The sequence below is a fragment of the Nocardia rhamnosiphila NBRC 108938 genome (assembly GCF_000720425.1).
Classification (GTDB): Bacteria; Actinomycetota; Actinomycetes; order Mycobacteriales; family Mycobacteriaceae; genus Nocardia; species Nocardia rhamnosiphila.
This window is the reverse complement of sequence record NZ_JOAJ01000003.1, coordinates 365,695-377,683: the sequence shown is the minus strand read 5'-3', so window position 1 is coordinate 377,683 and position 11,989 is coordinate 365,695. Positions and strand designations below refer to the sequence as shown.

The window sequence follows — 11,989 nt, the reverse complement described above, 5'->3', positions numbered from 1 at the left end:
CATCCGAAAGGGTGGACGAGGACCCACCCTTTGGTGCCTATCCCGCACGCGCCGTTCATCGGACGATCGTTGATGAAGACGATCTCCCGAGAGGACCGGCGAATGCGAACCGAGCAGCACCCGATCACCCGCCCCGAGCGGGGATCCGAACATCCGGTGCGGTCCCAGAGCCGCCGGATCTCCGCCGAACTGGACGTCCTGGTCCCGGCGGCGGCCGGCGGTGACCGCGCCGCCGTGGCCGAGATCCTGCGACTGGTCCAGCCGCTGGTCCAGCGTTACTGCCGGACCCGCCTGGGTAACGCCGCCCATCTGCACGTCACCGCCGACGATGTGGCGCAGGAGGTGCTGATGGCCACCGTGCACGCCATCGGGCGCTACCGGGATCAGGGGAAGTCGTTCCTCGCCTTCGTGTACGGCATTGCGGCGAACAAGGTCTCCGATGCGTTCCGCGGTGCCCAGATCCATCCGGCCTATCCCGTGGCCGAGGTCCCCGAAGCGGTGTCCACCGCGGCCGGCCCCGAGGAGTGGGCGCTGGCCGCCGAACGCGGCGCCCTGGCCCGCGAACTGATGCAGCAGCTCAACCCCGTGCACCGGGAGGTGCTGGTGATGCGGATCGTGCTGGGCTGGAGCGCGGCCGAGACCGCGGCGGCGATCGGCACCAGCCCCGGCGTGATCCGGGTCATGCAGTACCGGGCGTTGAACAAGCTGCGGGCGCGCGCGGCGCAGCCCGTAGCCGCCTGAGGCCGCGGATGTGGGCCGAGTGCTGCCGGGTGGTCAGTATTCGGCGTCCTGCGCGGGTGTCAGGCCGGTGGTGCCGCCGGTCTGCGATTCGATGCCGTGCGGTGCCAGCACCGCACGCAGTTCCTCCTCGGCGGCCGCGGAGACGACGAACAGCAGTTCGTCGTCGCCCTCGAAGGGGTCGTCGGGCTGCGGCACGATGACCCGCCCGCCACGCAGAATGGTGACCAGCGCGGAATCCCGCGGCAGGGTGAGATTGCGCACCGGCTTACCGGCCAGCGTCGTATCCGGTGGCAGGGTGAGTTCGACCAGATTGGCCTGCCCCTGCCGCAAGGTCATCAGGCGGACCAGATCGCCGACCGATACCGCCTCCTCGACGAGGGAGGCCAGCAGACGCGGGGTGGAGACGGCCACATCGACACCCCAGGAGCCGTCGAAAAGCCATTCGTTGCGCGGATCGTTGACCCGCGCGACCACCCGGCGCACCCCGAATTCGGTTTTGGCCAGCAGGCTGTGCACCAAATTCGCCTTGTCGTCGCCGGTCGCGGCGATGACGACCTCGTAGTCCTCCAGTCCGGCGTCCTCGAGCAGTTGCAGTTCGCAGGCGTCGGCATGGACCCAGATCGCTTCGGAGACCGCCTCGCGGTCGATATGGTCGAGCTGGCGTTCGAGCAGCATGACGCTGTGTCCCGCCCGGAGTAGTTCGCGGGCGATGGAGCGGCCGACGGCCCCGGCTCCGGCAATGGCCACTTTCATGATCAGTCCTTGCTAGCTGGAGGTTTCGCGGCCAGCGCGACGGCCTCCCCGGCCGAGCCGGAGGTGGCGGCCACGTACACGATGTCGTCGGCCTGCACGACGGTCTTGGCGTCCGGCAGGATGCCCTGCCCGAACCGGATGACGAACGCGACCCGGGCGCCGGTGGCGTCCTCCAGTTCGCTCACCGTGCGCCCGTACCACTCCTCGTGCAGGATCAGCTGGGCGACGGCGACGGTCCCGGTGGGATCACGCCAGGTCGTGGTGCCCGCGTCACCGATCAGGGTGTGCAGGAAGCGGTCGGTCGTCCAGGGCACGGTCGCGATGGTCGGGATACCGAGCCGTTCGTAGACGGCGGCGCGTTTGGCGTCGTAGATACGGGCCACCACCCGGTCGATCCCGAACATCTCCCGCGCCACCCGCGCGGAGATGATGTTGGAGTTGTCGCCCGAGGACACGGCCGCGAAGGCCCCGGCCCGTTCGATACCCGCCCGGCGCAGAACCTCGCGGTCGAATCCGACCCCCACGACCTGCTCGCCCGGGAAACCCGGGCCCAGGCGCCGGAACGCGTCCGGATTGCGGTCGATCACGGCGACCTCGTGACCTATCCGGACCAGGGCGCGGGCCAGCGACGCCCCCACCCGGCCGCATCCCATGATCACCACGTACACGGTGAACCTCGCTCCTGACTCGGTCTGCCCTACGGCAAGTGAAACAGCCGTGTGGCTGCTGCGAAAACGAACCGTACTCGCTGGTTCTCGCCCCCAGCCACGTTCCCCCCGCGGGGGGTGGCCAAACCCCGCCCTCCGGTGATGCCTCGCAGCGCAGCGGGGCACGGGGGCTTATGCTCCGTCCAGTGTCGAAGTTGACGACCGCCACCAAGCGTCTGGTGTTGGGGCGGCCATTCCGTAGTGACTCCCTGGGCCACACCCTGCTGCCGAAACGAATCGCGCTGCCGGTGTTCGCCTCGGACGCGATGTCATCGGTCGCCTACGCGCCCGAGGAGATCTTCCTCGTGCTGTCGGTGTCCGGGCTGGCCGGTTACGCGTACGCCCCGTGGCTCGGCCTCGCCGTCGCGGTCGTCCTGGTCATCGTGGTCACCAGCTACCGCCAGAACGTGCACGCCTACCCGTCCGGCGGCGGCGACTTCGAGGTGGTCACCACGAATCTGGGCCCCACAGCCGGCCTGGCCGTGGGCAGCGCATTGCTGGTGGACTATGTACTCACCGTCGCCGTCTCGATCGCGTCGGCCGCGTCCACCATCGGCTCGGCGATCCCGTTCGTGGCGACCCACAAGGTGCTCTTCGCGGTGGCCGCCATCGTGCTCATCACCGCGATGAACCTGCGCGGCGTGCGGGAGTCCGGCCGGATGTTCGCACTGCTGTCCTATGCCTTCCTGTTCGGTATGTTCACCATGCTCGCCTGGGGACTGATCCGGATCTTCGTACTGGGTGACGAAGTGCGCGCCGAATCGTCGGGCTTCGAGCTGCGGGCCGAAGAGGAGCATCTGGCCGGGCTGGCACTGATCTTCTTGCTCGCGCGCGCCTTCTCTTCCGGTTGTGCGGCGCTCACCGGTGTCGAGGCGATCAGCAACGGCGTGCCGGCCTTCCGCAAACCCAAATCGCGCAATGCCGCGACAACCCTGCTGATGCTCGGCTCGATCGCCATCGTGTTGCTGCTCGGCATGATCGTGCTCGCCCGGCAGGCGCATGTGGTGTTCGCCGAACACCCCGAACAACTCGTCGGCGCGCCCGAGGGTTATCAGCAGAAAACGCTGATCGCCCAGATCGCGCACGCGGTGTTCAGCGGGTTCACTCCCGGCTTCTACTTCGTCGCCGTGGTGACCGCGGTGATCCTGGTACTGGCCGCCAATACCGCGTTCAACGGATTCCCGGTCCTGGGCTCGGTCCTGGCCCAGGCGCGCTTCCTGCCCCGCCAGCTGCACACGCGCGGCGACCGGCTCGCCTTCAGCAACGGCATCCTGTTCCTGGCGGTCGGCGCGATCGCGTTCGTGGTGGCGTTCGACGCGGAAGTGACCCGGCTGATCCAGCTCTACATCATCGGGGTGTTCGTCTCGTTCACCCTCAGCCAGACCGGCATGCTGCGGCACTGGAGCCGATTGCTGGGCCGGGAGACGGATCCGGCCGAACGGCGCCGGATGATGCGTTCCCGGGCCATCAACGCGCTGGGTCTGGTCGCCACCGGGGCCGTCCTGGTGATCGTGCTGGTGACGAAGTTCTTCGCCGGCGCCTGGATCGCCATCGTGACCATGGCGGTGATCTTCGTGATCATGAAGATGATCCACCACCACTACAACTCGGTGGCCCGGGAACTGGAAGAACACGAATGGGACGGGGTCCTGCCGAGCCGGACCCATTCGATCGTCCTGGTGTCGAAACTGCACCTGCCGACCCGCCGGGCACTGGCCTACGCGCGGGCGGGGCGCCCGGATACCCTCGAGGCGATCACGGTGAACGTCGACGAGGACGACACCCGGGCACTCGTGCGGGACTGGGAGAAGAGCGACAATCCGGTCCCGTTGAAGGTGATCGAATCGCCCTACCGAGAGATCACCAAACCGGTGCTCGAATATGTGAAGCGGGTCCGCAAGGACGCGCCGCGCGATGTGGTGACCGTCTTCATCCCCGAATACGTGGTCGGGCACTGGTGGGAGCAGGTGCTGCACAATCAGAGCGCGTTGCGGTTGAAGGGCCGGTTGCTGTTCGAACCGGGCGTGATGGTGACCAGCGTGCCGTGGCAGCTGAGTTCCTCGGCGCGCGCCCGTGCGGCGGGCGAACCCGCGGCACCGGGCGCGGTACGGCGCGGCTACGGCGACAATGGGTGAGGTCCGATGAGTTCGTGGCGCGATGAAGTGCTGTCGGTACGGCTCGGGCCGCCCGGGCACGGCGGACTCTGTGTGGCACGCCATGAGGGCCGGGTGATGTTCGTCCGGCACGGCCTGCCCGGTGAGCTCGTGCGGGCCCGGGTCACCGAAGATCGCGGCGGCGCGTTCTGCCGGGCCGAGGCCGTGGAGATCCTCGAGGCATCACCGGACCGGATCCCCGCCACCTGCCCGGTATCGGGGCCGGGTGGGGCGGGATGCTGCGATTTCTCCTTTGCCACCGCGGCGGCGCAGCGGCAGCTGAAGGGCGCGGTCGTGGCCGAACAGTTGCGCCGCATCACCGGTATCGAACGCGCGGTCGAGGTGGAACCCATCACCGGTTCCGGCGATCGCACCGGCGGCTGGCGCACCCGGATCCGGCTCGCGGTGGATCCGGAGGGCCGGGCCGGTGTGCATCGATACCGCAGTACCGGAGTGCTGACCGACCTGCGCTGTCCGCAACCCGTGCCCGGCGCCCTGGACGATATCGACGGGCGCCGCTGGATGCCCGGCGCGGAGCTGGTGATCGCGGTCGACGACACCGGGGCCCGGCATATCGTCGAAATCGCCCCGCCGGTACCCGAGACCGGCCGGCGCGGCGGTGATCGGCACGGCGGCCGTTCCGGCCCCGGGAGCCGGGCCGACGGGCGGGGCGGGCGCGCACGCGGGCCGCGGGACGGCACGAGCCGAGTCGGCGCGGAGCCGGAGACGCCGGGCGCGCAGCGGCGGCGCACGGCGGCCCGGCGCGCCGCCGCTCACACCGACCGCGACGAATGGGTGGTCGAGGGCAGCGGCCGGGCCGTCCAGTACGTGGCCGGCCGGCGTTGGGAGGTGTCGGCGGCCGGGTTCTGGCAGGCGCACCGCGGTGCCGCGCAGTGCTATTCGGATATCGTCGCCGGCTGGGCCGATCCGGGCGTGGGTGCGACGGCGTGGGATCTGTACAGCGGCGCGGGAGTTTTCGCTGCGCGCCTGGCCGAACAGGTCGGCCCGACCGGCGCCGTGCGGGCGCTGGAATCCGCACCGGCCGCGGTCGCCGACGGTCACGCCGCCCTGGGCGATCTGCCGTGGCTGGAGCTGCGCACCGGACGGGTGGAGCAGTGGGCGGCCGGACACCATCACCCACGGCCGCAGGTGGTGGTACTCGATCCGCCACGGGCCGGGGCCGGCAAACCCGTGGTGCACGCCGTGGCCGCCGCGGCGCCGGACCGGATCGTGCACATCGGCTGTGATCCGGCGTCGTTCGCCCGGGATCTGCGCCTGTACCTGGACGCCGGCTACGGACTGACCGCATTGCGCGCCTTCGACGCCTTTCCGGCCACCCACCATGTGGAATGCCTTGCGCTCCTGGAGCGCTGACAAGCCCGTGCGGCGCCCTACTTCAGCTGCCAGGTGGCCCGCAGCGTCGCGGTGATCTCGGTCTCCCCGGATTCGATGGGCACCGGCGCCGGTGCGGACGCGGCGACCATCCGGATCCCGCCGGGCTCCGCGGGCGGTGGCGCGGTGGTGTGCTCGGTGATCTCGAGCACGGGGCCCAGTTCGCGGGCGGCGCGGCGGGCGTACTGCCGGGCCTTGTCCACGGCGTTGTCCCACGCGGCGTCACGGGCGCGCTCCAGTAGTCGTTCCCGGTCGGCGAAGGTGTGCCGCAGCCCACCCAGCCGCGCGTCGTCGCCGCCCGCCGCCACGGCATGGGCCACCACGTCCGACGGCGCCGGTCGCGCGGGGTCGGCCGCGGCGGTGAGCGTGACCGTGAGCGTGCTGGTCGCGATATAGCCGATCACCCGTGCGGTGCCGTCCTGCCAGGCCGTATCCGAGCGCACCGACAGCATGCCGGTGCCGATATCGCTGCCGGGGACGCCGTCTTCACGTAACGCCGCCGTCAATGCCGTCACACTCCGGCCCGCCCTGTCGTAGGCCAGACCGACGGTGCTCGCGCGGCATTCGACGCCGATCGAGAGCACGATCAGATCGGGGGCGGCGCGGACGGTGCCGTACCCGAATACGGTCACCGTTCCCGCCTGCGGCTGGGTCATCCGGTCTCCTCGCGGTCGGTGTGCGGCGCTCGTCGGTGCGCCGCCGTCCCGGGGCCCGCGGCCGGACGCGGTTCGCGCGGCACCCGCCTCTCACCTTAGGCTGGAGCGATACGCCGGACCGCGGTTCCGGCCCGGTACGGAGGTGGGTACGTCTCGCCGCCCGGGTGGTGCAGTCGGCCGCGGCTCCTAGACTGGTCGGATCAACTGCGCTATCCGGAGGGAGCGAATCAGGTGGGAGTGCTTTCCCGGGTCGATACGCCCGAAGACGTGCGTCGGCTCTCGGCACCGCAACTGCGGGAGCTGGCGGCCGAGATCCGCGAGTTCCTGGTGCACAAGGTCGCCGTCACCGGCGGGCACCTGGGACCCAACCTCGGGGTGGTGGAACTCACCCTCGCCCTGCACCGGGTATTCGATTCGCCCGCCGATCCGTTGATCTTCGACACCGGGCACCAGGCCTATGTGCACAAGATCGTGACCGGTCGCAAGGATCGCTTCGACACCCTGCGCCGCAAGGACGGGCTGTCGGGATATCCCAGCCGCGCCGAGAGCGAACACGACTGGGTGGAGTCCTCGCATGCCTCGGCGTCGCTGTCCTATGCCGACGGCCTGGCCAAGGCGTTCGCGCTCACCGGCCAGGACCGTCATGTCGTGGCGGTCGTCGGCGACGGGGCCCTCACCGGCGGTATGTGCTGGGAGGCGTTGAACAATATCGCCGCGGCCAAGGACCGCCCCGTGGTGATCGTCGTCAACGACAACGGCCGCTCCTACGCCCCCACCATCGGCGGGCTGGCCGACCGGCTCACGGCGTTGCGTACCCAGCCGGTGTACGAGCATATGCTCGACACGGGCCGCCGATTCCTGAAAAGCATTCCGGGCGTGGGTGATTCCGCGTATTCGATGGTGCACGCGGTGAAGGCCGGGATAAAGGACGCGGTGAGCCCGCAGGAGCTGTTCAGCGATCTCGGTCTCAAATACGTCGGTCCGGTGGACGGCCACGATCTCGTCGCGCTCGAATCGGCGCTGCGGCACGCCAAGGATTTCGGCGGCCCGGTGGTGGTGCACGCGGTGACCCAGAAGGGGCACGGCTACGAACCGGCCGAGAATCATGTGGCCGATCAGATGCACTCGTGCGGTCCCATCGACCCGCTCACCGGTGAATCGGCGAGCAGCGGCACCGCGGTCAGCTGGACCTCGGTGTTCTCGAAGGAACTCATCTCCCACGCCGAACGCCGCGACGATATCGTCGCGATCACCGCCGCCATGCCGGGTCCCACCGGACTGTCCGCGTTCGGTGAACGTTTCCCGGATCGGCTCTTCGATGTCGGTATCGCCGAACAGCACGCGCTGGCCTCGGCGGCGGGTCTCGCGCTGGGCGGGCTGCACCCGGTAGTGGCCATCTACTCGACCTTCCTGAACCGGGCCTTCGACCAGCTGCTGATGGATGTGGCCTTGCTGAAACAGCCGGTCACCCTGGTGCTGGACCGTGCCGGGATCACCGGTGCCGACGGCGCGTCCCACAACGGTATGTGGGATCTGTCGCTGCTCGGCATGGTGCCCGGGATGCGGGTGGCCGCCCCGCGCGATGCCGCGACCCTGGCCGAGGAGCTGACCGAGGCGCTGGCGGTCGGCGACGGGCCGACCGCGTTGCGGTTCCCCAAAGACAATGTGGGCGCCGAGATCCGGGCGATCGAGCGGCTCGACGGCGTGGATGTGCTGTGGCTGCCGGACCGGGAGGGGCCGTCGGCGCAGGCCCAGCGCGGCGATGTGCTGTTCGTGGCCGTCGGTGCCCTGATACCGGCCGCGCTCCAGGCCGCGGAGTTGCTCGAGGCGGAGGGCATCACCGCCACGGTCATCGACCCGCGGTGGGTGCTGCCGGTTTCCGATACCGTCGTCAAACTGGCCGAGAACTACCGCTTGGTGGTGACCCTGGAGGACAGCGGCCTGCACGGGGGGATCGGAGCGACCGTATCGGCCCGGCTGCGTGCCGCCGGTCTGGACGTGCCCGCTCGCGATATCGGCATCCCGCAGGAATTCCTGGAGCACGGCAGTATCGCCCAGGTGCGTCAGGAGCTCGGCCTGACCGCGCCCGATATCACCCGGCGCGTCACCGGCTGGCTCGACGCGCCCTAGCCGCCGCGGACGCGCCCTGGCCGCCGCGGACGCGCCCTGGCCGCCGCGGCGGCCGGCCGTGCCCGCGGAGTACCGTGCGGGCGGCCGTCAGCTCGGCGGTCGGTCGATGAGGGCGGTGGCCAATGGCTGCGCGGCGAGTTCGCGCTGCCAGGGCCGGGCACCGTGGCTCTTCAGGAAGCCGTCGACCGCCGCCGCGACCTCGCCGGCGGCTTCCGGGCCGCTGCGGTAGTCGGGCAGGCCGTCCCAGCACAGCCGCCGCACCAGGTCGGGCGACAACAGATTTTCCACCGGTACCGCCACCCGCTCGGAGATCCGGGTCATCACCGCGCGGGCCCGGGCCAGCCGGGCCGCCGCGGCGGGGTCGCGGCGTTCCCAGCGGTTCACCGGCGGCGGCCCGTCATAGGGCTGGCTCATCCGGGGTAGGTCCTCGTCCGGCAGAGCGCGCGCGCGTTCCACCGCGCCCAGCCACTCCCGGGAGTAGCGGCGCTGACGCGGGCCGCCGAACACCGGTAATTCCCGTAGCTGCCCGATCGAGGCGGGTTCGGCCTTGGCCGCCGCGATGATGGCGGAATCCGGAAGGATCCGGGAGGGCGCGATATCGCGCCCGCGCGCCAGGGTATCGCGGGTGGTCCACAGTTCCCGCACGATCGCCAGCTGGCGGGCCCGGCGCAGCGTATGGATTCCGGAGGTGCGCCGCCAGCGGTCCGGTTTCGGCGTGGCCGGTTCGAGCAGCCGGATATGTTCGAACTCCTGCGCGGCCCAATCGGTTTTGCCCTGCTCGGCCAGCGCGGCGGCCACGGCCGCACGGAGTTCGATCAGCAGTTCCACATCGAGTGCGGCGTAGTTGAGCCAGGCTTCCGGGAGGGGCCGGGTCGACCAGTCCGCGGCGCCGTGCCCTTTGCGCAGCGCCCGGCCGAGCAACTGTTCGACCATGGCCGCCAGACCGACGCGGGGAAAACCGGCGAGCCGCCCGCCGAGTTCGGTATCGAACAGCACCGCCGGTCGCAGGCCCAGCTCGGCCAGGCCGGGCAGGTCCTGATCGGCGGAATGCAGGATCCATTCCAGTCCGTTGATCGCCTCGGCCAGGGGGGCGAGTGCGTCGGCGACCGGTATCGGGTCGATGAGCACGGTGCCCGCCCCGGCCCGGCGCAACTGGATCAGGTACGCCCGCGACGAATACCGGAAACCCGAAGCGCGTTCGGCATCCACGGCCAGCGGCCCGGAGCCGGCGGCGAGACGTTCGGCGGCCGCCGCCACCGCCTCGGCGGTGCGGCAGACCGGGGGAATACCGTCGGCCGGGACCAGCAGCGGTTCCGCGGTGGACTCGGCCGGACCGGAATCGGTGGCTGCGTCGCGGGGGCCCGGATCGGACGCCGGAGACAGACCGGTGCCACCATCCGGGTGGTCACCGGACAGGTGTTCGGGCTCCTCTACTACCGGCATAAAGGGCCACTCTACGTGGCCGAGGCTACGTCCGATATTCAACCACGGTCGGTCTCGCCGGCCGGCGAGGGCCGCAAATCGGTGATGCCCGCCGGCGGCAGGCCCGCCGCGTAGGCCAGGACTTCCCCGAACGCTTCCACATGGGGGCGCATCTCGGTGGTGCGGGCCGTCCAGGAGGCCCGTAGTTCGAGCTGGTGCGCGCGGGGCGGGCCGGCGATATCGCCGTAGCGCACCGAACTGGTGGAGGTCACCGTACCGCCGAGCGCGGTGAACGGACCCTCCCGGGATTCCAGGGCGTCCACCAGCCAGCTCCAGGCGACCTCCGGGAGGAGCGGATCGGCGGCCAGCGCGCCGTCGATATCGGCCTGGATATAGGCGACCAGCCGGAAGACGCCGTGCCACGCTTCGTCCCCGCTGGGGTCGTGGAGCAGGATGAGCCGCCCGAAGGCATCGCCGTCGGAGTCGATCGGTACGACGGGTGATTCCTCGTGGATCACCTCGGCACCGAGCGCATAGGAGTAGGGGGCGAGACGCTGCGGCGGACGGATCGGGGACAGTTCGATCCGCGGATGTACGGATGCGGTGCCCATCGCCGAGACGGCGGCACGAAACGCTGCGGGTTCGTCGCCGGGCCCGTCGTCGGGTGCGCCGTCGCGGATATCGAGCGGTGTCACGGGGAATGACGGTAGACCCGTAGCACCCGGGGCGCGCGGAGGCGCGCCGGACGACCGTTGTTGCTGCGTGGGCGGGCCCGATCGTGGTAAACACCGCGCAACCCGCCGGGATGGTGTTCGCAGCCGCCGCCCAGGACGGCGGATCGGTGGTCCGGGTGGCGCTGTGCGGCCTTGCGCGCCGGGCCGGGCGGGGCCGCATACGATGGCGGGTGATGAGCACATATACGCGCCGCCGGTTGTCCGATGCCCCGTTCCTGGCCGCCGCCACCGGCGCCGCACCGGCTCGGCGGCCGGTGTGGTTCATGCGCCAGGCGGGCCGGTCATTGCCGGAATACCGCGAGGTCCGGGCAGGTATCGGGATGCTCGAGTCGTGTTTCGATCCGGAACTCGTCTGTGAGATCACCATGCAGCCGATTCGCCGCCACGGCGTCGACGCGGCGATCTTGTTCTCCGATATCGTCGTTCCGCTCAAGGCCGCCGGAATCGATCTCGATATCGTGGCCGGCGTCGGTCCGGTGGTGACCACACCGGTACGTACGGCCGCCGATGTCCAGGCGCTGCCCCGGCTGCGGCCCGAGGAAGTGGGCGCGGTCACCGACGGGGTGCGGTTGCTGGTCGAGGAGCTCGGGCAGACTCCGCTCATCGGTTTCGCGGGTGCGCCGTTCACGCTGGCGTCCTATTTGGTGGAGGGCGGCCCCAGCAAGAACCACGAGCGCACCAAGGCCATGATGTACGGCGATCCGACGGCCTGGCACGCGCTGCTCGGGGTGCTCACCGATATCACCATCGTGTTCCTGCGGGCCCAGCTCGAGGCCGGGGTCGACGCGGTGCAGCTGTTCGACTCGTGGGCCGGGGCGCTCTCGCTGGCCGACTATCGCCGCTATGTGCTGCCGCATTCGGAGCGGGTGTTCGCCGAACTCGCCGAGTCCGGGGTGCCCCGGATCCATTTCGGGGTGGGCACCGGGGAACTTCTCGGCGCCATGGGGGAGGCCGGGGCCGATGTGGTCGGTGTCGATTGGCGCCTGCCGCTGACCGAGGCGGTGCGGCGGGTCGGCCCCGGAAAAGCGTTGCAGGGCAATCTCGACCCCGCGGTGCTTTTCGCGGGCTGGCCGGTGGTGGAGGCCGAGGCACGCCGGATCGCCGACGAAGCGGATTCGGCGCTCGCCATGGGCGCCGCGGGCCATATCTTCAATCTGGGCCACGGGGTGCTGCCCGAGACCGACCCGGGGGTGCTCACGGCGTTGGTGGAGCTGGTGCACGAGCTGTGAGGCCGTGGCGGCCGTCGTGACATCGGCGTCCCGGACCGGGCACTCCGGCCGCGGTGGGTGTTTCGGCCGCGG

Annotated in this window: 10 protein-coding genes; 5 read left to right on the top strand and 5 right to left on the bottom strand. The window is 70.5% G+C overall.

Translation table 11 applies throughout. From position 1 onward, the window contains the following. The first annotated feature begins 102 nt into the window (after positions 1–102). Positions 103–741: an RNA polymerase sigma factor ShbA gene (gene shbA, locus IG75_RS0113545; protein ID WP_081876849.1), complete on the top strand. Its 639-nt coding sequence runs from the start codon at positions 103–105 to the stop codon at positions 739–741. Between the two features lie 33 nt (positions 742–774). Here the strand turns inward: shbA and IG75_RS0113540 are convergent, their stop codons facing one another. Beyond that, on the bottom strand, positions 775–1,494 hold the full coding sequence (locus IG75_RS0113540) for a potassium channel family protein (protein WP_036513725.1): 720 nt from the start codon (positions 1,492–1,494) through the stop codon (positions 775–777). Positions 1,495–1,496: 2 nt separating this feature from the next. Beyond that, positions 1,497–2,162, bottom strand: a complete 666-nt coding sequence (locus IG75_RS0113535; RefSeq protein ID WP_030521601.1) for a potassium channel family protein — start codon at positions 2,160–2,162, stop codon at positions 1,497–1,499. 185 nt (positions 2,163–2,347) lie between these two features. On the opposite strand from IG75_RS0113535, the gene IG75_RS0113530 reads away from it, so the two are divergent. Further along, positions 2,348–4,336, top strand: a complete 1,989-nt coding sequence (locus IG75_RS0113530) for an APC family permease (RefSeq protein WP_030521600.1) — start codon at positions 2,348–2,350, stop codon at positions 4,334–4,336. Positions 4,337–4,342: 6 nt separating this feature from the next. Continuing rightward, a complete protein-coding gene (locus IG75_RS0113525; RefSeq protein WP_030521599.1) occupies positions 4,343–5,728 on the top strand; it encodes a class I SAM-dependent RNA methyltransferase in 1,386 nt (461 codons plus the stop codon). A 17-nt stretch (positions 5,729–5,745) separates the two neighbouring features. Here IG75_RS0113525 and IG75_RS0113520 read toward each other — a convergent pair whose 3' ends face one another. Further along, positions 5,746–6,402 (bottom strand): SIMPL domain-containing protein, encoded by a 657-nt coding sequence (locus IG75_RS0113520; protein ID WP_030521598.1) that lies wholly within the window; start codon positions 6,400–6,402, stop codon positions 5,746–5,748. A gap of 231 nt (positions 6,403–6,633) precedes the next feature. Here IG75_RS0113520 and dxs point away from each other — a divergent pair, with 231 nt between their 5' ends. Next, entirely contained in the window at positions 6,634–8,532 is a 1,899-nt protein-coding gene (gene dxs, locus IG75_RS0113515; protein ID WP_030521597.1) for a 1-deoxy-D-xylulose-5-phosphate synthase, read from the top strand. 87 nt (positions 8,533–8,619) lie between these two features. On the opposite strand, the gene IG75_RS0113510 is transcribed toward dxs, so the two are convergent. Both IG75_RS0113510 and IG75_RS0113505 read right to left on the bottom strand, forming a co-directional pair. Further along, on the bottom strand, positions 8,620–9,975 hold the full coding sequence (locus IG75_RS0113510) for a ribonuclease D (protein WP_081876848.1): 1,356 nt from the start codon (positions 9,973–9,975) through the stop codon (positions 8,620–8,622). A gap of 38 nt (positions 9,976–10,013) precedes the next feature. Next, positions 10,014–10,565, bottom strand: coding sequence for a DUF3000 domain-containing protein (locus IG75_RS0113505; RefSeq protein ID WP_051714614.1), 552 nt, complete (start codon positions 10,563–10,565; stop codon positions 10,014–10,016). Between the two features lie 296 nt (positions 10,566–10,861). Between IG75_RS0113505 and hemE the strand changes: the two genes are divergently transcribed. Further along, positions 10,862–11,917, top strand: coding sequence for a uroporphyrinogen decarboxylase (gene hemE, locus IG75_RS0113500; RefSeq protein WP_030521594.1), 1,056 nt, complete (start codon positions 10,862–10,864; stop codon positions 11,915–11,917). The last annotated feature ends 72 nt before the right edge of the window (positions 11,918–11,989 follow it).

Coding starts and splice junctions, on each gene's coding strand:
- IG75_RS0113540 (WP_036513725.1), bottom strand. CDS start 1,494: ATGAAAGTGGCCATTGCCGGAGCCGGGGCCGTCGGCCGCTCCATCGCC.
- IG75_RS0113510 (WP_081876848.1), bottom strand. CDS start 9,975: ATGCCGGTAGTAGAGGAGCCCGAACACCTGTCCGGTGACCACCCGGAT.
- hemE (WP_030521594.1), top strand. CDS start 10,862: ATGAGCACATATACGCGCCGCCGGTTGTCCGATGCCCCGTTCCTGGCC.
- IG75_RS0113520 (WP_030521598.1), bottom strand. CDS start 6,402: ATGACCCAGCCGCAGGCGGGAACGGTGACCGTATTCGGGTACGGCACC.
- IG75_RS0113505 (WP_051714614.1), bottom strand. CDS start 10,565: ATGGGCACCGCATCCGTACATCCGCGGATCGAACTGTCCCCGATCCGT.
- shbA (WP_081876849.1), top strand. CDS start 103: ATGCGAACCGAGCAGCACCCGATCACCCGCCCCGAGCGGGGATCCGAA.
- IG75_RS0113525 (WP_030521599.1), top strand. CDS start 4,343: ATGAGTTCGTGGCGCGATGAAGTGCTGTCGGTACGGCTCGGGCCGCCC.